Source organism: Rickettsia endosymbiont of Orchestes rusci (assembly GCF_964030945.1).
GTDB lineage: Bacteria > Pseudomonadota > Alphaproteobacteria > Rickettsiales > Rickettsiaceae > Rickettsia.
The window spans coordinates 373,345-392,005 of sequence record NZ_CAXIQG010000004.1 but is presented as its reverse complement, the minus strand read 5'-3'; the positions used below and the strand labels follow the sequence as shown (position 1 = coordinate 392,005).

Sequence of the window (18,661 nt, the reverse complement as noted above, 5' to 3'; positions counted from 1 at the left end):
ATTATGGCAAAATTTCCTATTACCAATAAAGGCTTTGAAAAATTAGAGCTAGAACTTAAAAATTTAAAACACGTAGAACGTCCGAAAGTTACTCAAGATATAGCCACAGCTAGAGAGTTTGGTGATTTGTCGGAAAATGCCGAATATGATGCCGCTAGAGAGAAACAGGCTTTTGTTGAAGGACGTATTTTACATTTTGAGGATATAATGGCAAGAGCCGAGATTATTGATATCTCAAAGCTTTCAGGTGATAGTATAAAATTCGGCGCAACGGTTACATTAATTGATGATGAAACCGAAGAAAAAGTTACCTATATCATTGTTGGAGAGTATGAAGCGGATATTACTAAAAAAAGAATCTCGATAGCTTCGCCGCTTGCTAAAGCTCTGATCGGCAAGTCGGTAGGCGACGTTGTAGAAGTAACAACACCCAAGGGACTAAAATCTTATGAAGTATTAGAAGTAAAATACGAGGATCCGGAACTTTAATTAACGCGAATTATTGATAAGTTTTTAAGCTAAAACTTATCAATAGTTGGGGTTTAATTGGCGTTGTTGCATAGCTACCGGAATCGTCATTGCGAGCGACTGGAAGCTTTGTTGCATGACTCGATAAAAGCAGCAGTATGTCATTCCCGCGCAGGCGGGAATCCAGCAAAAAACACTTTTAAGTCATCCTGAATTTATTTCAGGATCTACTAAAAAGATGCGCAAAACTTGTTCAGCATGACAAAAAAAAGCCTGGATTCCCGCTTTCGCGGGAATGACATCCTTTTTATGGCAATTTCTAATCCATGCAACAACACCGGTTTAATTAGAAAATTATTAAGGAGTATTATGCCTAATGACAAACCTATATGACTGTATAAAAATTGATTTTAACGACTTAAATACCTATCGAGATAATTTATCCTTAGAAGAAACAAATACCCCTCATCCAATAACAAATTTGTTAATGCTGAAGTCAGAAATTCAAGTTGAGGGGTTAAAAGCATTGCATCACGCTCTAAATTCTTCTACTAAACCTTCTATTGCTGAATTAAAAGAAAAATATACTGAAAAATTATTAAAAGACCTAGAATTACTTACAAAAAGAAAGGATTTTCAAGACGCTAAAAACAGAAAGCAACAACCGGAAAATTTTGAATTCAAAGCAGAATTTTATGAGGAAATCAAAAAACCTGCTACTGAAATATCTTCTGAATTAAATAATTTTTTAAGCTCTTGTGCTAATCTAATTGATGATACGGGAGGGAAAAATACTCTTACGACTACAGAAGCAATCTCGGCTAAAATGCTCCTAGAATTTGATAAACCGAATATAACTTCTAAGAATATAGCAGCTAGCTTAGAAAATAGGCTAAATGCTTACAAACAAGAAGTTCAAGAACAAACTACTAAAGATATCGGCGGTACAATCACGGACATAAACGGTAACACGGTTCAAGTTGATCCACGAGCAGAAATCTTATTTAAAGATAAATCAGGTAGTACAAGAATTATTAATGCAGAAACCCTAAAGAATGAATCATCTTTAACCGGAGAGCAAAAAGATTTTATTACTACTTTATGGCATCAAGGTACATTTGGAGCCGGTTGGTTTCCTATTAATGCTTATACTGAGAATTTTCAAGATAAAATGCAGCAACTTTACCCGAACGGTACTCCTGATATGAACAGAGAAAGAGATTTTTTAATGGTGGAAGTAGCAGAAGATAATAAAGTAATAGTTCGGAGTAGATCTAATATGGGTATTCATATTGACCGTGCAAGTTCCAACGAATCCGTAGATTATGCTCAAGGGGTTTTAGAAGTAGATATTACTAATTTGAAAGGAAAGGATTTCATTCCCGGCTGTGCTTCAGAGATGCCTAAAATGAATGTTTATATCTCTGAATTTAATAAAGATATTAGATATGACCTACCGAAGAAATTAAAAATCTCACAAGATATTGCAAATGATAATATAAGACAAACTCTATTTGAGGATAAAAAAATCGCTTATATTAATGAAATAATCAAAGGAACTCCTAAAGCCGGCGTTGCATTAGATTCATTATCTCAAATAACCGATCTTAATAAAAAAACTCTTAAAAACTTTCAAGATCAAGGAATATTAGTAGGGCTTAAGAAAATCGAACTCAGAGAAATACAAAGCTTACCGGCAGATGCAAAAATTGAATCTTTGGCAGTTAAATGTTTTAAAAAAACTAATAAAAATTCCGAAGAGCGTAAAAATTTTGCTAAAGACCAATTAGACAAATATTGTGATAAAAATAATGTTGAGGTTTTAGATGATAAAGAAATACAAAGATTAAAAACCGGAATAATTTCCATATTAGAACCGATAATTAAAGATGAAAAAGAAAAAGCTACTTTAGAAACTAATATAGGCGCAGCGCTTAGAAGATGTGCTAAAATGGAAAACAAAGAAATGAGTTTTGGACAAAAATGGAGAGCAATCGTAGTTGATCCAATAAAGCAATTTTTCAAAAAAGATAAATTAGAAGGAATAATTGATAAGCATCCGGAAATTGTTAAGGCTTTTAGGCAAGCTAGCAATACCCCAAATACTTTTTTATCTACACAATCTCATTTAAAAAGCAACAAGAAAGAAAGTCCTGAAAGATAGTATTTATTTTTATATGGTACAGCTAAATTCAGAAAGCTTCAGACAAGATAAATTTAAAGACGAGCCTGCGCAGCGTACTAGAGTACGTGAGCACAGGCGAATGTCGAAAAATTTGCTTGTATCAAGCGATCGAGATGACGCTGTACAATTCATTACTTTACCCGGGCTATCCAATTACCGAAATACTCTAAATTTGATGGAGGAGCATGTTAGCGGCGTAATTAACAATTCCTTAGCGGAAACCGTTTATTTAGTCGAGCATTCGGAAGTTTATACTGCCGGCACTAGTTACCGGCAAAATGAATTACTAAACCCCGATAATATTCCGGTAATTTATACCGGTCGAGGCGGGAAATTTACTTTTCACGGCGAAGGGCAAAGAATTATCTACCCCATTCTTAATTTAGCAGCACCTAACCGTACGAAAGATTTAAAATTATATATTAAAATGTTAGAGGAATGGCTGATAAATAGTTTACTGTGTTTAGGAATTAAAGCATATATTATTAGCGATAAAGTAGGGATTTGGGTGAAAGACAAAAATAATGATTTTGCCAAAATTGCCGCAATAGGGGTAAGGGTAAAAAAATGGGTTACTTATCACGGAATAGCTATAAATATCTCAACGGATTTGGACAAATTTACCGGTATCATCCCTTGCGGATTAACCGATTCGTTAGTAACTTCCTTGACTCAAATCGGCGTTAATATTAAAATGAATCAATTTGATAAAATTCTTCAAACAGAATTTAAAAAGGTATTTAATTAATGCGAAAAATTGCATTAGCTATTTTAATAATATGCCTCCTTTGGGTTAGCGGTTTTGCATATTATATATATCTAATAAATTCCTATAAAACTAATAACACCATAACTAATGCCGTAATAGTATTTGCCGGAGGCGGGCGGCGAGTAGAAACCGCTATTGCTTTATTAAAAGCCGGATATGCTCCTATATTATTTATTACCGGTATCTCTTCACAAGATCAATTAAGAAATTTGTTAAAAGAACATGAGATTAGAGACGAGCAGGTAATATATGCAACGAATAATATAATGTCCGAAGAGGATTATGCCAAAAAAGCAGCAGATTTTATTGTAGCGTATAATCTTACTTCCGTGCGTTTAGTAACTTCCGCTTATAATATGCCGGCAGCTTTAAGAGAATTAACTTCAGCAATTCCTCAGACTCGTCAAGTTTACGTAACACCGCACCCGATCGCTTCGATACCGAGGCAATATAAAATATTACTCAAATCCTATAATCGGTATTTAATGAGTCTTTTTTAACTTTATTCTTTCGGTTACAATAATTGAATGTATTTTTTTTAGCGTAGCATCAAAATCATTGTTGGTTACTATATAATCATACTCTTTTGCATGCGATATTTCACTTGTTGCCGATTGCATTCGTAACTTTATTGCATCGTTACTATCTTCGGCCCTATCCTTTAGACGTCGCTCTAAAATTTCAAGGCTAGGTGGGAGAATAAAAATCGATATTACATTACTTGCGGCTTGCTTAATATTTCCGGCTCCTTGCCAATCAATATCAAATAAGACATCTAAACCTTGATCTAGTAAGTCATCGACATATTTTTTTATTGTGCCGTAATAATTATCGTAAATTTTAGCATATTCTAAAAACATATTTTGTTTTATTAATTCTTCAAATTCCGGTTTAGTTTTGAAATAATAACTTATTCCTTCAACTTCCTTAGGTCTTGGCATTCTAGTGGTTGCCGAAACAGATAATCGCAAATTATCGTCGATTTGTAATAATGCTCTAGTTAAACTGGACTTACCTGCTCCGGACGGTGAGGATAAAATTATAATAAGCCCCTTATCCTGAGTTATACTTCTTGAATATAGTGTCATATCTGCTATTTTTGATATAAAATTACTTATAACTATAATGACTTTGCATAAAAAAACAATCATAATTACCGGCGCTTCTAGCGGTCTTGGCAAGGCTTTAGCTACTAAATACGCCGCTAAGGATACTAGGCTTTTTTTATTTGCTAGAGATCAGCAGCGACTTGAAGAAGTAGCTGTTATTTGTAAAAGCTATCAAGCTGAGGTAATTTCAATTATTTGCGACGTGAGAGATAAAGAACAAATAGCTATTCATTTAGCGGAAATTATTAAAAATAATAAAATCGATATTTTAATTAATTCTGCAGGAGTATCGGCCGGTACATTAGATAAGCCCGAAACTTCACAGCAAGTAGAAGAAATATTTGCTACTAACTTAAACGGCAGTTTAAATTTTATCTTACCTTGTATGCAGCACATGATTAAAAATAAAAGCGGCACGATAGTTATGATAAGCTCGATGGCCGGCATGTTAGGCATCGCCGGTGCTCCTTCATATTCAGCTAGCAAAGCGGCTATTAAAATATTCGGCGATGCTTTAAGGGGTTATCTTACTCAGTTTAACGTGCAAGTATGTGTGGTAATACCGGGCTATATCGATACTCCCATGACTAAAGTTAATAAATTCCCGATGCCTTTTAAAATCTCGGCAAGTAATGCCGCGCAGATTATAATAAACGGTGTTAATGCACGGAAAGGTTTAATAATATTTCCTAAATTAACCTATTTCGTGTTAAAATTGATGAATTTACTACCTTATCAATTACTTGATTATATTAATTCTAAATTACCCGGAAAGCCGGGATTTGATGAATAATCCTGTTGTACTAATTGATATTGCGTATCAAATGTAATACATTATGTTATAAATTAAGTAACTTTGGTAATTTTATGGCAGCTAAAAGATTATTAGTCTCTCTGAATGAAAAAATTAATAATTCTTCTTCTTCTAAAATAGCAAAAGACCTTATCATGGCTAGTTTAGAACTTGAAGAAGATGAAGTATTTTCAAAGCTTGCAGATAAAAGGCTAAAAGAGACTAAGCACTGGGTGAATCATGTAGATGCTTGGAAATAAATGTATAATATTATCTATTCAGATTATGTCATATCCAAAGACATTCGGCGTTGTTGCATGGCTCGAATTTTCGATGTCATTCTAGCTAAAAGCGGGAATCCAGAAAATACAAAAAAGTCATCCTGAATTTATTTCAGGATCTACTAAAAAGATGCTGAAACAAGTTCAGCATGACAAAAAAAGCCTGGATTCCCGCTTTCGCGGGAATGACATCGAGAGCGGTTTTAACCATCCACGCAACAATGCCTCGCGGGAATGACATACGGCACTTTTTTAGAGCCATGCAACAACGCCAAGGATTGGAGATTATAGAGTAATTTATCAGATAGTAGACATGACTGTCAAAATATTAGTAATTGGACATCGTAAAGATTGTTATAATAAAAGATTAACTAACACTCCTATGAAATAAGTAATAAGCACCCCTATGACTGATTCTAAAATTGAAGATATCGATTTTGCCGATGCTTTATCGGAGCGTTATCTTGCTTATGCTTTATCGACTATTATGTCGAGGTCTCTGCCTGATGTGCGTGACGGGTTAAAACCCGTGCATCGTCGGTTATTATATGCCATGCTGCAATTAAAGTTAGAGCCGAATTCTGCTTATAAAAAATGTGCAAGAGTGGTAGGTGACGTAATCGGTAAATACCATCCGCACGGTGACGTAGCGGTATATGATACGTTAGTGCGTCTTGCTCAACATTTTTCTCTTCGTTACCCCCTAATTGACGGGCAGGGAAATTTCGGCTCAGTCGACGGCGATAATGCGGCGGCAATGCGTTATACCGAATCACGTATGACCGAAATTTGTACGCTTTTAATGGAGGATATCGATAAAGAAACGGTTGATTTCCGCCTTACTTATGATGATTCCGATTATGAGCCGGTAATAATGCCGGCTAGTTTTCCTAATTTACTGGCTAACGGTTCGGAAGGCATAGCGGTAGGTATGGCAACCAATATCCCTCCCCATAATTTACATGAGTTATGCGATGCTTTGCTCTATTTAATTGATCACCCTGAAGCTAGCGTTTCTAATATTATGAATTTTGTTAAAGGACCGGATTTCCCGACCGGCGGCATAATTATTGATAAAGCCGAGGTAATTAATCAAGCTTACATGACGGGACGCGGTAGTTTAAGAGTCAGAGCCAGATGGGAGAAAGAAGAGCTAACTTACGGCGCGTATCAAATTATAGTTACGGAAATACCTTATCAAATCCAGAAATCAAGGCTTATCGAGCAAATAGCTTTGCTATTAAAGGATAAAAGAATTCCGCTAGTCGGAAATATTCGGGATGAATCAACAGACATTATCAGGCTGGTTATCGAGCCGCGTGATCGCAATTGCGACCCGCAAATAGTCATGGAGTCGCTTTTCAAATTGACGACTTTAGAAAGCAGAATCCAGTTTAATATGAATGTGATCGGCAGTAATAATGTGCCGAGAGTTATGAATATTCTGGAAATATTGCAAGAATTCTTAAGCCATCGGCAAAATATCGTTACACGTCGATCAACTTATCTTTTAAATAAAATAAAACATCGTTTAGAAATATTAGACGGTCTGCGGATAGCTTATTTAAACCTTGATGAAATTATCAAAATCATTCGGGAAGAAGACGAGCCGAAAGAAATTATGATAGAGCGGTTTAAATTAACCGAAATCCAAGTAGAGGCGATACTTAATACTAGGCTTCGCTCTTTACGCAAGCTTGAAGAGCAAGAAATTATTAATGAATACGGCAATCTAAAAAAACAACAAGCCGTGCTGGAGGAAATACTACATAATCCAAAAGAATTATGGAAAATCGTTAAGAAAGAAGTAAAATTAGTGCAAACTAAATTCGGTTTAAATACCTTGCTTGGCGCACGCCGCACTAGCTTTGATGAAGTTAATGTTACCGCTCAAATAGTCGATATATCGGCTTTTGTAACTAAAGAACCGATTACGATTTTATGCTCAAAAATGGGTTGGGTGCGTTCTTTAAGAGGTCATAACAATGATTTATCCAATATTAAATATAAAGAAGGCGACGAAGAGAAGTTTATTTTGGAAGCCTACACGACCGATAAAATTCTGATAGTCAGCTCGGAAGGTAAATTTTTTACTATTTTAGCCGATAATATTTTTAAAGGCAAAGGTAACGGCGAATCTATTAAATTATTGGTGGATATAGGCAATAACCATATCACTAATATACTCGTTTATAAGCCTGATCAACTTTTATTGCTAGCAAGTGATAACAGCAAAGGTTTTATCGTTAATTCAAATGAAGTGATAGCGCAAACTAAAGGCGGGAAGCAAATTATGCAGATGCCGGAAAATTATTCCTGCATTGCCTGCTTGGAAATTAACGGGGATAGCGTCGCCTGCATCGGTGAAAGCCGAAAGTTATTAGTATTTAATATCGACGAAATACCGGAGATGAAAAAAGGGCAAGGGGTAATATTGCAAAAATTTAAAAATGCTAAACTTACCGATATAAAAATATTCAATAAAAATGAGGGTCTAAGCTGGAATATAGGAGGTAAAACACGGCTTGAGAAAAATATTACGGAATTTTCGGCTAAAAGGGGTGCCGTCGGTAAAATTCCACCGAACGGCTTTCCGAAAAATAATAAATTTTCGTGATTAATGTCAGTTAATAGCATTGTTGTGTGGTTTGAATTTTTGCAAAGCGTACGATGTCATGCCGTGACTTGATCACGGCATCCAGTCTTTTTATTAAGGTTTTTTCTGGATACCGTGGTCAAGCCACGGTATGACACCATACTTGTAATAACCATAATACGGTAAATTATGAGCCATCCAACAGCACCTCAGTTAATTGCCGATGTATAAACAAATTTTGCTTGCTTTGCTTGTTCAATAGATTCCTTTATTCGATTGGCATTAATTGGATTAGACAATAAATATAATGTTTCTTGAGTAGATTCATATTCTTCTTCTGTTAAAAGAATTATATTTTTATGATTCTTTCTTTTAATAAGATAGGCAATATGATCATGTTCTACGGTATTGAGTACAGAACTCAAATTTTTTCTAAGAGAGGTGCAACTAATGGATTTCATAAAATTTTTACTTAATGTACATATAACATGTACACGTTAACTCAAATTTTATTAATTTACAAGCAAATTTTTGTTTAAGTATTAATAGTAATATTGGGAAAAATGTTATAAACTCATTAAAAAACTATCAATAAATAATAGGTATTAACATGAGTACAATAAAAGCTTTGGAGGTAATTTTAGCCGATAGTTACGCTTTATATTTAAAAACCCAAAATTATCATTGGAATGTGGAAGGACCAGAATTTAGAAGCTTGCATTTATTGTTTGAAGGACAATATGAGGAGCTGGCTGAAGCAATAGACGAGCTTGCCGAAAGAATACGTACTCTAGGCGCTAAAGTTGTTTCTTTATCAAATTTTATAAAACTTGCCGCCATAGTTGAGCCAAACCTAAACTCAAATTCCACTGATATGCTTAAAGATTTGGTAAAAGATCAGGAAGTCATAATATCCAGCCTTTATAAAGGACTTAAAATAGCACAACAAGAAGAAGATGAAGGAACCGCCGACATGATTATCGGGCGTATTAAAGTTCATGAAAAAAACAAATGGATGCTGAGTAGTAGTATAAGATAACTTTGTCATGCCGTGGCTACGACCAGTGTTGTTGCATGGCTCGATTTTTTAGCCGTCATTGCGAGGAGATGCGTAGCATCGACGCGGCAATCCAGGAAAAAATAGCTAAAAATGCTCTGAAAACCATTGTTTTTTCTAGATTGCCGCGTCGCTACGCTCCTCGCAATGACGATTTTTATAATGATTTCGAGCCATGCAACAACGCCGCTACGACCACGGCATGACACCATACTTACCAAACAACAACAAAACCTTCACATGACAACAAAATCACCGCCTAAAAAAGCCTACAATAAAGTTATCGGGGCTTTTTTAGGCACTATCATTGAATATTACGATTATAGCTTATACGGTTTTTCTGCCGGCATCATTGCCGAGAAATTTTTCCTAGCTACCGATCATTTAACGAGCTTAATAAATGTTTTTGCCGTTTACGCGGTTGCCTATTTATCAAAACCTATCGGCGCGTTTATTTTCGGGCGAATAGGGGATTTATACGGTCGTAAGGTAGCATTAAGCATTACTATTATCGGTATTGTAATTCCGACCGCAATAATCGGTTTATTACCCGAATATTCTTCAATCGGTATTTGGAGTACGATAATTTTAGTTTTATGCCGCTTTATGCAAGGTATCTTTATCGCCGGCGAATATGACGGTGCGGCAATTTACGTTATTGAACATTTAGGTCCTAAATTCCAATTTACCGCTTCGGCTATAACTAGATGCACCGGCGTTATCGGTTTATTAATCGGGATCGGCACAACTAATTTTTTTAACGCTCATATTTTTCCCGATTGGGGTTGGCGTATTCCGTTTTTATTAAGCTTACCGCTTGCTTTGGTAACTATCTATTACCGACAAAAATTTGACGAAACACCTGAATTTAAAGAAACTAAAAACAAGCAATTAGTTACCGAAGAATTTACTTCCTTAATCAAAAAACAATGGCAAGTTATTTTAATGCTAATATTTTTAGCGGGAGGCTTTGGAGTAACATATCAGATATCTATTATTTTTATGAAGCAATATTTACCGATGGTGTTACCTCAAACCGTTTTTATTATTAGTAGTTTCTCGGTGTTAATAGTAATGTGCTTTGCAGTGTTTATGCCGATTGCCGGCTTGATAGCCGATCGCTTGGGTGCTATGATAGTGGTAAAAACTGCTCTTCTAGGTACGATTATTGCGAGTAGTTTTTTTATTGTTGCGGTTTATTACCAAATGACTAATTTAGGACTTGCCGCTTGCCTAATGCTCGCTGCTTCCGTCGCTCCCTTTAATGCCCTTGCTCATAGCGTCGTTATTCAAGCTTTTCCGGTTAAAGAGCGTTACCGCGTAATAAGTTTCGGTCATACCGTCGGCTCAATGTTAATGTCCGGCACCGCTAATTATATCTGTTTATTATCAATGAAATCATTTAATTTTAATCTATTTCCTATTTTATATCTTTGCGGCTTTGCTATTTTAGCTTATTTTATGGTAGTATTATTTAATCTTAACTATCAAAAAAATAATAAATAATGCAGTCAAATACCCTAATGGAAAAGATATACATTACTTTATGCACTCTATTCACGGTATTATTAATAGTCGTCAATTTCATATATCAAAAATTTGTGTATTTACCGGTTCTGCCTTTTCATACATTTGAATTATCGGTGGGGGTAATTTTCTATCCGCTAACATTTCTCATAACCAATTTAATCGCTGAATTTTACGGTAAAGCAAAAGCAAAATTTTGTATTAGACTTGCATTAACGATGAGTATTTCGGTATCTTTAATTTTAATGCTAATGAATAAATTAGATGCAACTAGCTGGTCAAAGCTCGATAACCACCTATTTAATAAAGTATTTGGCATGTATAGTATTACATTAGTCGGGTCGTTGATAGCAAATTACACTGCCCAACTTGTCGATATTAATCTTTATTTATTAATTCGCAAGCTCACCGGCGATAAATATCTTTTTTTAAGGAGTTTAAGCTCTGCAATATCATTATTTATCGATACGGTAATTGCGGTTACGTTCATCACAATCTCCGGAGATGTAATACCTTATTCACAAATGCTGCCCTTGATATTTAATAGCTACTTATTTAAATTATTTTTTGTAATCGTAACTATCCCGCTATTTTATCTGCTGGTTTATTTGATAAGGAATATTCTAGCTAAAGGCGGGGAGCGTGTCCCGGTTTAAGGATAATGAAGCCGGTTCGATTTATCCCTACAGCAGTTGCGTAGACCGGCATTGTTGCGTGGCTACCGGAATCGTCATTGCGAGCGACCGGAAGCGTTGTTGCATGGCTCTAAAAAAGTGCCTTATGTCATTCTAGCTAAAGGCGGGAATCTAGACTTTGCTTTTGTCATGCTGAACTTGTTTCAGCATCTATTTGTAGTAGATCCTGAAATAAATTCAGGATGACTATAATTTTCTGGATTCCCGCTTTCGCGGGAATGACATAAGGCACTTTTTTAGAGCCATGCAACAACGCCACAATGCCGCGCGAACGACATCAAAAACTTAAAATTAAGAAAAAATACTTAATGTATACTACAGCAACTACTAGGAGCGTCGCCAGCGAGTTGGCTATCATTAGGATTGCTTTCTGTACCACCCCTTACGTATTTATCACACCCCTGACTACTTTGTGCTCCCCCTGACTTTAACCCAAAATCAGGAGTAACTCTTGGAGCTTCTTTTGACAGCTCTTGTAGTGTTTTCTTTGCTTTTGCTTCCTCTTCATCAAGCTCTGCTTGTTGTTCAAGAGTGAATTGTTGTTTCATATTATCCTCTTTATTATGATTAAAATTGATTTATTATTGTATAGTTCTGGTTTTAGAGTTCGACAAATTATTACTAGGAGTCTTAGAAGGATATAAAATAGTATTATAGCCTTCTCTTTGCTCCTTTCCCTGTATTTGCTCTTTTACTTTACTTGCTACCTGCCGAGTTCTAATTTTATTTAATATCTTATTATGCCCCTCAATATCCTTAACTACCCCAGTGCCTATAATTGCTTCATATTGGTTTTGTAAAGCTTGATGTTTGTCTTTAGTATCTTGATCCTTCTGGGGAAGTTCGGTTATTGCTTTGCCTAAATTCTTTATTTTTTCTTGCGTAGCGTACTTATGAGATTCATAATTAGCAACCTCCTTATCAGTTTTGTTCTTGAGTTCATTTATTTCTTTTACTATTGGAGCATGTCTTTTTAATCTTTCTTGTTGAAATGCTAAGTTATTTTGTAATTTTTCAGCTTCTTCTGGAGTTATATCTTTTCTTTTTAACTGTTCTTTTAATTCCTTAATGTTTTTATTTAAATTTTCTAGTTTATTGTGGATTTGTTTATGCTGCTCATTTACCTTGGTCTGATAAGCATATTTTTGTTTATGTTGTTCATGTTGTTCTTTTATTTCTTCATGAGTTAATACACGAGAATTTAATAAATCATGATCTACAATATTTTCCTTTTTCAATTTATTTGTTATCTGATCTAAGTCTTTATTTTCTTTCTCAACCTTCTTAATACTTTCATCAATATTTTGTTTAAAATTCTTATATAAATTATTAATCTTTAAGATTTTTTCTCGCGCTTCTTTTTCTTCCCTCTCTATAAGCTCTTGCACCCTTTTTGCTTTTAAGATTTGCTCCTCTTGATCTTGAATTTTATCGATATCTTTATCTACTTCAAAGCTTTTAACTTTAGTTTCAACTGCTTTTTCAAGTCCCGATATATCAACTGTTATACCGTTTGCTGCAGCTTCATTAGCCAGACTTTTTATATCTCCTAAAAGATAATCAGCCTGCACGCGAGAATATACATTTTCCAATTCTGCTTTTAATTTGTTTAATTTTTCCTTTATAATCTCGTTTACACTTAGCATAATGATTACCATCTTTTAGTTACTAAATACGTTAACAAATCTTAATACATCAGTCAAGAGATATTAAAGTATTTTAGTAAAGTATTATTCCTGAATCTCCAGCCATTCATTTAATAACAAATCTCGCTGCTGCTTATACAAACTTAATTGCCGTGTTATCAGATTATACTTAGCAGGATCGGCTAAATATAAATTGCTATCATAAAGTTCTCTTTCTAAATTTTTAATTTGTAATTCTAATTTTTCTATTTCTAACGGCAAAGTTTCAAGTAAACGTTGATATTTATAAGATAGTTTTTTATTTTGAGATTCTTTATAGGAAGGCGAGGAGGAAGGGGGTTTTGTAAGTTTTTTTGTAGAAGGCGCGCTTGAAAAATATTGTTTATAATCTTCATAACCTCCTGTTAAATCAATAATTTTTCCTTGCGTAAAAACTAAAGTCCTAGTAGCTAATTTATCTAAAAAATCACGATCATGGCTAACAACTATTAATGTTCCCGAATAATCTGCAAGTATATCTAGCAAAATTTCTAAGCTATCCATATCCAAATCGTTGGTTGGCTCATCTAAAATAAGCAAATTCCCCGGATTAATTAAAATTCCGGCAAGTAATAATCTATTCGCTTCGCCGCCGGATAAAATAGAGGTTTTAGCATTAAGCAGCTTCGGGTCAAACATAAATTGTTTCAAATAACCGGCTACATGCATAGTTTTCCCGGGCAAAAATATCTGATCACCACCGGTGGGACACAAAGTTTGCTGCAAAGTACGGTTAGGATTTAGCTTTTCTCGATGTTGATCAAAATAGGAGATATCTAAATTACCGCCATATATCACTTTACCGGTTTCAGGCGATAGTTGCTTAGTTAATAATTTGATGAATGTCGATTTTCCTGAGCCGTTTGCTCCGATTACTCCTATTTTTTCGCCTTTTTTCACTCGAAAACTAAAATTATCGATAATCTTATTACCGTTATAACCAAAGGAAACACTATCTACTTCTATAATAAATTTGCTTTTAGCAATATTTTCCGTAAGTTCTGCTTGGATTTTTTGCTTTGATCTAGATAACTTTTCTGCATGCTCTCTTGATATTTCTCTTAAAGCTCTAAGCTCGCCGAGCCTCTTTTGATTTCGTTTACGTCTAGCCGTAACTCCGGCATTTAACCAATCATTTTCTTGCTCTAATTTTTTATTTAATTTTCTTAAAGTCGCTTCTTCTTGTGCCACGATAATTGTTTGCCATTCATCGAAATATTTAAAGCCTTGCTCGGATTTGCGCAAAACTCCGCGATCAAGCCACCAAATTTTGTTAGTAACGTTTGATAAAAAAGCTCTATCATGGCTAACGCAAATAATAGCACCGCTATAAGATTTAACAAATTCTTCTAACCACTCAATTGTTTTGATATCAAGGTGATTAGTCGGCTCGTCAAGCAATAATATTTCCGGCTCTAATACTAAAGCTTTAGCAAGGTAGGCTCTTCTAATCTGCCCACCTGAATAAGCAGATAAATTATCACTCCCTTTGATTTCTAATTTTTCTAAAATTATATCGATTTGATATTTATCTATTTTTTTATCAAGAGCTGCAGCTGCAATAAAATCGTAAACACTAACGCTTAAATTATTGATAACATCTTGTGTTAAATAGCCTACTTCCGCGATAGGGTCTTTAAATAACTCGCCTTTATCTAATTCATAAGTTCCTGATATTACTTTCATAAGGCTAGATTTACCGCAGCCGTTACGACCGACTAGACAAATTTTATCACCTTTATAAAGGTAAAGCTCTAGGTTTGATAAAATAACTTTATCGGCAAAATTTAAATTACCGTTTTTAATATAATATATCGGCGTCATAAAATTTATTTGTGGAAGGGGTATAAAGGCAAATTAGAAAGTGTATTTTTGACAAATATTTCTGATGTCATTCCTAGCTGCAGCGGGCTTTGTTGCATGGATTAGAAATTACCATAAAAAGGGTGTCATTCCCGCGAAAGCGGGAATCCAGAAAGTTAATATGGGCAAATTAACATAGTAATTTATTATATAATTTTGCTTATTTTAAGTATTTTCTGGATTCCCGCTTTCGCGGGAATGACACCGAGAGCGTTTTTAACCATCCATGCAACAACGCCGCTGCAGCGGGCTTTGTTGTATGGCTGAATCGTCATGGCGAGGCGCCTCTTGGCGCCGTGGCCATCTAAGTATAAATATATTTTTATACTAAACTTGTTTAGTATTCTAATTAAATCCCGAATGTAATTCGGGATAGTCTGGATGGCCACAGCCACTTCGTGGCTTCGCTATGACGGATTTTTATTACTTTTTGAGCTATGCAACAAAGCTGCGACTAAAGGGAGCGCGGCAATCCGGAAAATAATAATTTACATAGCATTTTGTACTAATTTTTTCCCGGATTGCCACGTCGAGATTACGTCCCTCCTCGCAATGACGGTGTGAGGGCTACCCACCTATGATAGATAGAGTCTAAAACCCTAAACTTTCTTTATTACTAAACTTGCATTAGTACCGCCAAAGCCGAAAGAATTAGATAAAACATAATCGATTTTTGCTTTTTTAGCTTGCAACCCTACTAAGTCTATTTTAACTTCTTCCATGGGGTTTTCTAAATTCAATGTCGGCGGCGCGATATGATCTTGAATTGCCAGAATAGAAAATATTAGCTCAACACTTCCAGCAGCTCCCAGTAAGTGACCGATCGATGATTTTGTGGAAGACATTAAAACTTTTGGATTAGTTTCTAAAAATAATCTTTGTACCGCTGCTAATTCAATTGCATCACCTATTATTGTTGAAGTCCCATGAGCATTAATATAATTAATCATCTCAGCAGGGATATTAGCATCCTTAAGAGCATTACTCATTGCTTTATAAGCTCCTTTTCCTTCAGGATGCGGAGAAGTAATATGATACGCATCACCCGTTGAGCCGTACCCGACAATCTCCGCGTAAATTTTAGCACCTCTTCTAACTGCATGCTCATATTCTTCCAAAACTACGACTCCTGCTCCTTCCCCCATGACAAAACCGTTACGATTTTGATCCCAAGGTCTGGAAGCAAATTCAGGAATATCATTATATTTTGTAGATAAAGCCCTTGCCGCAACAAATCCCGCTACTCCTACCGGTGTTACCGGAGCTTCTGCGCCGCCGGCAATCATAACATCCGCATAACCGTATTTTATAATGCGCATGGCATCGCCTATAGCATGCGCTCCGGTAGAACAAGCAGTTACTGCCGCTTGATTTGGACCGCTAAAGCCGTATTTTATAGAAACAAGACCGGATAAAAGATTGATTAAGGAAGCAGGTATAAAAAACGGACTAACTTTTCCGTTATTTTCTTGATGCAATTTTACGGAGGTGTCCTCTATCATCTTAAGACCGCCGATGCCGGAACCGAGTATTAAACCGGTTCTATCACAAGATGCTTCATCCTTAGGTAGCCAGCCGCTATCTTCGATTGCTTCGGTTGCCGCAGCAACTCCGTAATGGATAAATCTATCCATTTTACTTAACTTGTTTACCTCTGCGGGGTCGGTAAAATTCTCAAGCTTAAAACCGTATTCTTCTGAACTATCAATAAGACCGGCAATTTTACAGGCAAGATTTGAAGTATCAAATTCCGTAATAGTTTTGATTCCGCTACGCCCCTCTATAATACCGTTCCAAGATAATTTTACATCAAGCCCTAGAGGAGTAACAAGTCCAAGCCCGGTAATAACTACTCTTTTAGTTGACATTTTCTTATATTTTCAAAAATTTCAGATTAGAAAATTAGTTTACGCAGATATAGATTGTTGTTTTTGGATATAGTTTACAACATCCGATACGGTTAGTATTTTACTTGCTTCTTCATCGGATATATCAATTTTATATTTAGCCTCTATTGTCATCATCAATTCGACCGTACTTAAACTGTCAGCTTTAAGGTCCTCTTTTAATCGTGATTCAGCACTTATCGTATCTTTTTTTACTCCTAACGTAATAGCAACAATTTCAATAACATCTTGTTCGACACTATTCATTGTACTCATAATTGAACTCCGTAAATCGTTTAAACTAAATAAATTGTTTATATTTCTATATCTTCAAGAATTAAATATTCTTGAAAGCAAAAAAATATATTCCCTTGAACTTAAAAAGAGCGGCTTATTTTTAGATAAACGCCATACTCAAGTGGTGTGAAGAAGAGTATACAGCGTCATTCAGAAAGCTTGATACAAGTGAATTTTTCGGCATTCGCCTGTACTCACGTACTTTAAGTACGGTAGCTTAGCTCTTCCTCAAATTCATCTTGCCTGAAGCTTTCTGAATTTAGCTGTACCTTACCTAAATTCAAAAAAGCCTTACCTTAAATCAAAACTTTTAGCATAAAAAATTATTTTATGCTAGCATAAAATAATCATATTAATCTTTATCGTCAATCTATATAGTAAATTTCCTTAAATTTAATTCAAATCTCCGTTAGTAAACTGATGGTTATACCATCAGCATACCGCCATTTACGTGAATAGTTTGACCCGTAACGTAAGCAGCCTCGTCACTTGCTAAAAAGGCTACCGCATTTGCTATGTCTTCTGGTTTACCGTAAGCTTTAAGAGGAATCTTTTGTAATATAGCTTCTTTCTGCGCTTCATTTAATTTACCGGTCATATTAGACTCAATAAAACCGGGGGCTACTGCATTAATTGTTATCCCGCGGGTTGCAACTTCATAGGCTAAAGATTTGGTCATACCGATAAGCCCTGCTTTTGAAGCACAATAATTAGCTTGTCCCGCATTACCGGAAACCGCAACTACCGAAGCTATATTAATTATCCGACCGTATTTATTCGGCATCATTTTCTTTATAGCTTCACGATTTAAAATAAAATTAGCTTTTAAATTTATATCGATAACTTTATCAAATTCCTCATCTTTCATTCTTATAGCTAACATATCCTTAGTAATACCCGCATTACATACTAAAATATCTAGCTGCGGGGCAGCGGCTATTAAATTAGCGCATTCATCGGGATTTGCTAAGTCGCATGTTATCGCGGTATAATTATCTTTTAAAATACTCCCTAGACTCTTTAATTTTTCTTCATTACTACCGCTAATAATTACATGACTTCCGAGTTTATGCATTAATTTAGCAATGGCGCCGCCGATAGCACCCGTTGCACCGGTAATTAAAGCTGTTTTATTTGTTAAATCTATCATTTTTATTTTCCTTTACAAAATTGGACCAAAAGCCTGGAAGAATTGGATTTTTGATATCATTCCCGCGCTGCATTGTTTGCGTAAATAAGAAATTAACAAAAAAATCCCGTCATTGGGAGGATATGCTAGCTATCTCCGTGGCAATCTAATTTTTGTCATGCTGAACTTGTTTCAGCATCTCTTGCATTCGATGTCATTCCCGCGCAGGCGGGAATCCAGAAAAATTATAGTCATCCTGAATTTATTTCAGGATCTACTAAAGATGCTGAAACAAGTTCAGCATGACAAAAAAACCTAGAT

General features: G+C 35.3%; 27 protein-coding genes. 17 read left to right on the top strand and 10 right to left on the bottom strand.

Features of this window, described 5'->3' with window-relative positions; genetic code table 11:
- The 6 genes from greA (at position 1) to AAHM91_RS05640 (ending at position 3,922) form a co-directional block, all read left to right on the top strand.
- A complete protein-coding gene (gene greA / locus AAHM91_RS05665; protein WP_253310100.1) occupies positions 1-489 on the top strand; it encodes a transcription elongation factor GreA in 489 nt (162 codons plus the stop codon).
- A gap of 66 nt (positions 490-555) precedes the next feature.
- Positions 556-681 carry a hypothetical protein gene (locus AAHM91_RS05660; RefSeq protein WP_342270162.1) on the top strand — a complete coding sequence of 42 codons (126 nt, stop codon included), beginning with the start codon at positions 556-558 and terminating at the stop codon, positions 679-681.
- Between the two features lie 45 nt (positions 682-726).
- Entirely contained in the window at positions 727-861 is a 135-nt protein-coding gene (locus AAHM91_RS05655) for a hypothetical protein (RefSeq protein ID WP_342270161.1), read from the top strand.
- The gene (locus AAHM91_RS05650; RefSeq protein ID WP_342270160.1) at positions 845-2,632 is read left to right on the top strand and encodes a hypothetical protein; all 1,788 of its coding nucleotides are present in this window, start codon (positions 845-847) and stop codon (positions 2,630-2,632) included. Before AAHM91_RS05655 ends, AAHM91_RS05650 begins: the two co-directional genes overlap by 17 nt.
- Positions 2,633-2,732: 100 nt before the next feature.
- Positions 2,733-3,401 carry a lipoyl(octanoyl) transferase LipB gene (lipB, locus tag AAHM91_RS05645; RefSeq protein WP_341794199.1) on the top strand — a complete coding sequence of 223 codons (669 nt, stop codon included), beginning with the start codon at positions 2,733-2,735 and terminating at the stop codon, positions 3,399-3,401.
- Positions 3,401-3,922: a YdcF family protein gene (locus AAHM91_RS05640; RefSeq protein WP_253308373.1), complete on the top strand. Its 522-nt coding sequence runs from the start codon at positions 3,401-3,403 to the stop codon at positions 3,920-3,922. The genes lipB and AAHM91_RS05640 overlap by 1 nt, the downstream gene beginning before the upstream one ends.
- Here the strand turns inward: AAHM91_RS05640 and gmk are convergent.
- Entirely contained in the window at positions 3,905-4,510 is a 606-nt protein-coding gene (gmk, locus tag AAHM91_RS05635) for a guanylate kinase (RefSeq protein WP_253310098.1), read from the bottom strand. The two genes, AAHM91_RS05640 and gmk, sit on opposite strands and share 18 nt — an antisense overlap.
- Positions 4,511-4,553: 43 nt before the next feature.
- On the opposite strand from gmk, the gene AAHM91_RS05630 reads away from it, so the two are divergent.
- The 3 genes from AAHM91_RS05630 to AAHM91_RS05620 all read left to right on the top strand — a co-directional run bounded on the left by AAHM91_RS05630 (position 4,554) and on the right by AAHM91_RS05620 (position 5,710).
- Positions 4,554-5,324: an SDR family NAD(P)-dependent oxidoreductase gene (locus tag AAHM91_RS05630; RefSeq protein ID WP_342270158.1), complete on the top strand. Its 771-nt coding sequence runs from the start codon at positions 4,554-4,556 to the stop codon at positions 5,322-5,324.
- 74 nt (positions 5,325-5,398) lie between these two features.
- On the top strand, positions 5,399-5,584 hold the full coding sequence (locus tag AAHM91_RS05625) for a hypothetical protein (protein ID WP_253308371.1): 186 nt from the start codon (positions 5,399-5,401) through the stop codon (positions 5,582-5,584).
- Complete coding sequence (locus AAHM91_RS05620; protein ID WP_342270157.1) at positions 5,585-5,710, top strand: hypothetical protein; 126 nt, start codon at positions 5,585-5,587, stop codon at positions 5,708-5,710.
- Between the two features lie 7 nt (positions 5,711-5,717).
- Here the strand turns inward: AAHM91_RS05620 and AAHM91_RS05615 are convergent, their stop codons facing one another.
- Entirely contained in the window at positions 5,718-5,867 is a 150-nt protein-coding gene (locus AAHM91_RS05615; RefSeq protein ID WP_342270156.1) for a hypothetical protein, read from the bottom strand.
- A gap of 144 nt (positions 5,868-6,011) precedes the next feature.
- Between AAHM91_RS05615 and parC the strand changes: the two genes are divergently transcribed.
- Positions 6,012-8,222, top strand: coding sequence for a DNA topoisomerase IV subunit A (parC, locus tag AAHM91_RS05610; protein WP_341793241.1), 2,211 nt, complete (start codon positions 6,012-6,014; stop codon positions 8,220-8,222).
- Between the two features lie 188 nt (positions 8,223-8,410).
- Here the strand turns inward: parC and AAHM91_RS05605 are convergent, their stop codons facing one another.
- Positions 8,411-8,662 (bottom strand): type II toxin-antitoxin system Phd/YefM family antitoxin, encoded by a 252-nt coding sequence (locus tag AAHM91_RS05605; RefSeq protein ID WP_253308369.1) that lies wholly within the window; start codon positions 8,660-8,662, stop codon positions 8,411-8,413.
- A 149-nt stretch (positions 8,663-8,811) separates the two neighbouring features.
- On the opposite strand from AAHM91_RS05605, the gene AAHM91_RS05600 reads away from it, so the two are divergent.
- The 5 genes from AAHM91_RS05600 to AAHM91_RS05580 are packed head-to-tail and all read left to right on the top strand — an operon-like array spanning position 8,812 to position 11,666.
- Positions 8,812-9,240, top strand: a complete 429-nt coding sequence (locus AAHM91_RS05600; protein WP_253308368.1) for a Dps family protein — start codon at positions 8,812-8,814, stop codon at positions 9,238-9,240.
- A 35-nt stretch (positions 9,241-9,275) separates the two neighbouring features.
- A complete protein-coding gene (locus tag AAHM91_RS05595) occupies positions 9,276-9,464 on the top strand; it encodes a hypothetical protein (RefSeq protein ID WP_341793243.1) in 189 nt (62 codons plus the stop codon).
- Positions 9,465-9,498: 34 nt separating this feature from the next.
- Complete coding sequence (locus tag AAHM91_RS05590; RefSeq protein WP_253310097.1) at positions 9,499-10,764, top strand: MFS transporter; 1,266 nt, start codon at positions 9,499-9,501, stop codon at positions 10,762-10,764.
- Entirely contained in the window at positions 10,764-11,441 is a 678-nt protein-coding gene (locus AAHM91_RS05585; protein WP_342270155.1) for a queuosine precursor transporter, read from the top strand. The genes AAHM91_RS05590 and AAHM91_RS05585 overlap by 1 nt, the downstream gene beginning before the upstream one ends.
- Positions 11,442-11,495: 54 nt before the next feature.
- Complete coding sequence (locus AAHM91_RS05580; protein WP_342270154.1) at positions 11,496-11,666, top strand: hypothetical protein; 171 nt, start codon at positions 11,496-11,498, stop codon at positions 11,664-11,666.
- Positions 11,667-11,785: 119 nt separating this feature from the next.
- Here AAHM91_RS05580 and AAHM91_RS05575 read toward each other — a convergent pair whose 3' ends face one another.
- The 4 genes from AAHM91_RS05575 to AAHM91_RS05560 form a co-directional block, all read right to left on the bottom strand.
- Positions 11,786-12,028, bottom strand: a complete 243-nt coding sequence (locus AAHM91_RS05575; protein ID WP_253308366.1) for a hypothetical protein — start codon at positions 12,026-12,028, stop codon at positions 11,786-11,788.
- A gap of 33 nt (positions 12,029-12,061) precedes the next feature.
- Positions 12,062-13,126, bottom strand: a complete 1,065-nt coding sequence (gene roaM, locus AAHM91_RS05570; RefSeq protein WP_342270153.1) for an actin-based motility regulator RoaM — start codon at positions 13,124-13,126, stop codon at positions 12,062-12,064.
- A gap of 84 nt (positions 13,127-13,210) precedes the next feature.
- A complete protein-coding gene (locus AAHM91_RS05565; RefSeq protein ID WP_342270152.1) occupies positions 13,211-14,989 on the bottom strand; it encodes an ABC-F family ATP-binding cassette domain-containing protein in 1,779 nt (592 codons plus the stop codon).
- A gap of 185 nt (positions 14,990-15,174) precedes the next feature.
- Complete coding sequence (locus AAHM91_RS05560; protein WP_342270151.1) at positions 15,175-15,423, bottom strand: hypothetical protein; 249 nt, start codon at positions 15,421-15,423, stop codon at positions 15,175-15,177.
- Here AAHM91_RS05560 and AAHM91_RS05555 point away from each other — a divergent pair.
- The gene (locus tag AAHM91_RS05555) at positions 15,410-15,592 is read left to right on the top strand and encodes a hypothetical protein (protein WP_342270150.1); all 183 of its coding nucleotides are present in this window, start codon (positions 15,410-15,412) and stop codon (positions 15,590-15,592) included. The genes AAHM91_RS05560 and AAHM91_RS05555 overlap by 14 nt on opposite strands.
- A 35-nt stretch (positions 15,593-15,627) precedes the next feature.
- On the opposite strand, the gene fabF is transcribed toward AAHM91_RS05555, so the two are convergent.
- The 3 genes from fabF to fabG all read right to left on the bottom strand — a co-directional run bounded on the left by fabF (position 15,628) and on the right by fabG (position 18,361).
- Positions 15,628-16,896 (bottom strand): beta-ketoacyl-ACP synthase II, encoded by a 1,269-nt coding sequence (fabF, locus tag AAHM91_RS05550; RefSeq protein ID WP_342270149.1) that lies wholly within the window; start codon positions 16,894-16,896, stop codon positions 15,628-15,630.
- A gap of 39 nt (positions 16,897-16,935) precedes the next feature.
- Positions 16,936-17,190: an acyl carrier protein gene (gene acpP / locus AAHM91_RS05545; RefSeq protein WP_253308362.1), complete on the bottom strand. Its 255-nt coding sequence runs from the start codon at positions 17,188-17,190 to the stop codon at positions 16,936-16,938.
- 445 nt (positions 17,191-17,635) lie between these two features.
- Positions 17,636-18,361 (bottom strand): 3-oxoacyl-ACP reductase FabG, encoded by a 726-nt coding sequence (gene fabG / locus AAHM91_RS05530; RefSeq protein ID WP_341793251.1) that lies wholly within the window; start codon positions 18,359-18,361, stop codon positions 17,636-17,638.
- Positions 18,362-18,473: 112 nt separating this feature from the next.
- Here fabG and AAHM91_RS05525 point away from each other — a divergent pair, with 112 nt between their 5' ends.
- On the top strand, positions 18,474-18,659 hold the full coding sequence (locus tag AAHM91_RS05525; protein WP_342270148.1) for a hypothetical protein: 186 nt from the start codon (positions 18,474-18,476) through the stop codon (positions 18,657-18,659).
- Positions 18,660-18,661: the final 2 nt, after the last annotated feature.

Bases quoted from the DNA above. Each gene is read 5' to 3' on its own strand.
- AAHM91_RS05655 (WP_342270161.1), top strand. From the start codon at position 727: ATGACAAAAAAAAGCCTGGATTCCCGCTTTCGCGGGAATGACATCCTT.
- AAHM91_RS05650 (WP_342270160.1), top strand. From the start codon at position 845: ATGACAAACCTATATGACTGTATAAAAATTGATTTTAACGACTTAAAT.
- lipB (WP_341794199.1), top strand. From the start codon at position 2,733: ATGTCGAAAAATTTGCTTGTATCAAGCGATCGAGATGACGCTGTACAA.
- AAHM91_RS05640 (WP_253308373.1), top strand. From the start codon at position 3,401: ATGCGAAAAATTGCATTAGCTATTTTAATAATATGCCTCCTTTGGGTT.
- gmk (WP_253310098.1), bottom strand. From the start codon at position 4,510: ATGACACTATATTCAAGAAGTATAACTCAGGATAAGGGGCTTATTATA.
- AAHM91_RS05625 (WP_253308371.1), top strand. From the start codon at position 5,399: ATGGCAGCTAAAAGATTATTAGTCTCTCTGAATGAAAAAATTAATAAT.
- AAHM91_RS05620 (WP_342270157.1), top strand. From the start codon at position 5,585: ATGTATAATATTATCTATTCAGATTATGTCATATCCAAAGACATTCGG.
- AAHM91_RS05615 (WP_342270156.1), bottom strand. From the start codon at position 5,867: ATGGCTCTAAAAAAGTGCCGTATGTCATTCCCGCGAGGCATTGTTGCG.
- parC (WP_341793241.1), top strand. From the start codon at position 6,012: ATGACTGATTCTAAAATTGAAGATATCGATTTTGCCGATGCTTTATCG.
- AAHM91_RS05605 (WP_253308369.1), bottom strand. From the start codon at position 8,662: ATGAAATCCATTAGTTGCACCTCTCTTAGAAAAAATTTGAGTTCTGTA.
- AAHM91_RS05600 (WP_253308368.1), top strand. From the start codon at position 8,812: ATGAGTACAATAAAAGCTTTGGAGGTAATTTTAGCCGATAGTTACGCT.
- AAHM91_RS05595 (WP_341793243.1), top strand. From the start codon at position 9,276: ATGGCTCGATTTTTTAGCCGTCATTGCGAGGAGATGCGTAGCATCGAC.
- AAHM91_RS05590 (WP_253310097.1), top strand. From the start codon at position 9,499: ATGACAACAAAATCACCGCCTAAAAAAGCCTACAATAAAGTTATCGGG.
- AAHM91_RS05585 (WP_342270155.1), top strand. From the start codon at position 10,764: ATGCAGTCAAATACCCTAATGGAAAAGATATACATTACTTTATGCACT.
- AAHM91_RS05575 (WP_253308366.1), bottom strand. From the start codon at position 12,028: ATGAAACAACAATTCACTCTTGAACAACAAGCAGAGCTTGATGAAGAG.
- roaM (WP_342270153.1), bottom strand. From the start codon at position 13,126: ATGCTAAGTGTAAACGAGATTATAAAGGAAAAATTAAACAAATTAAAA.
- AAHM91_RS05565 (WP_342270152.1), bottom strand. From the start codon at position 14,989: ATGACGCCGATATATTATATTAAAAACGGTAATTTAAATTTTGCCGAT.
- AAHM91_RS05555 (WP_342270150.1), top strand. From the start codon at position 15,410: ATGGCCACAGCCACTTCGTGGCTTCGCTATGACGGATTTTTATTACTT.
- fabF (WP_342270149.1), bottom strand. From the start codon at position 16,896: ATGTCAACTAAAAGAGTAGTTATTACCGGGCTTGGACTTGTTACTCCT.
- acpP (WP_253308362.1), bottom strand. From the start codon at position 17,190: ATGAGTACAATGAATAGTGTCGAACAAGATGTTATTGAAATTGTTGCT.
- fabG (WP_341793251.1), bottom strand. From the start codon at position 18,361: ATGATAGATTTAACAAATAAAACAGCTTTAATTACCGGTGCAACGGGT.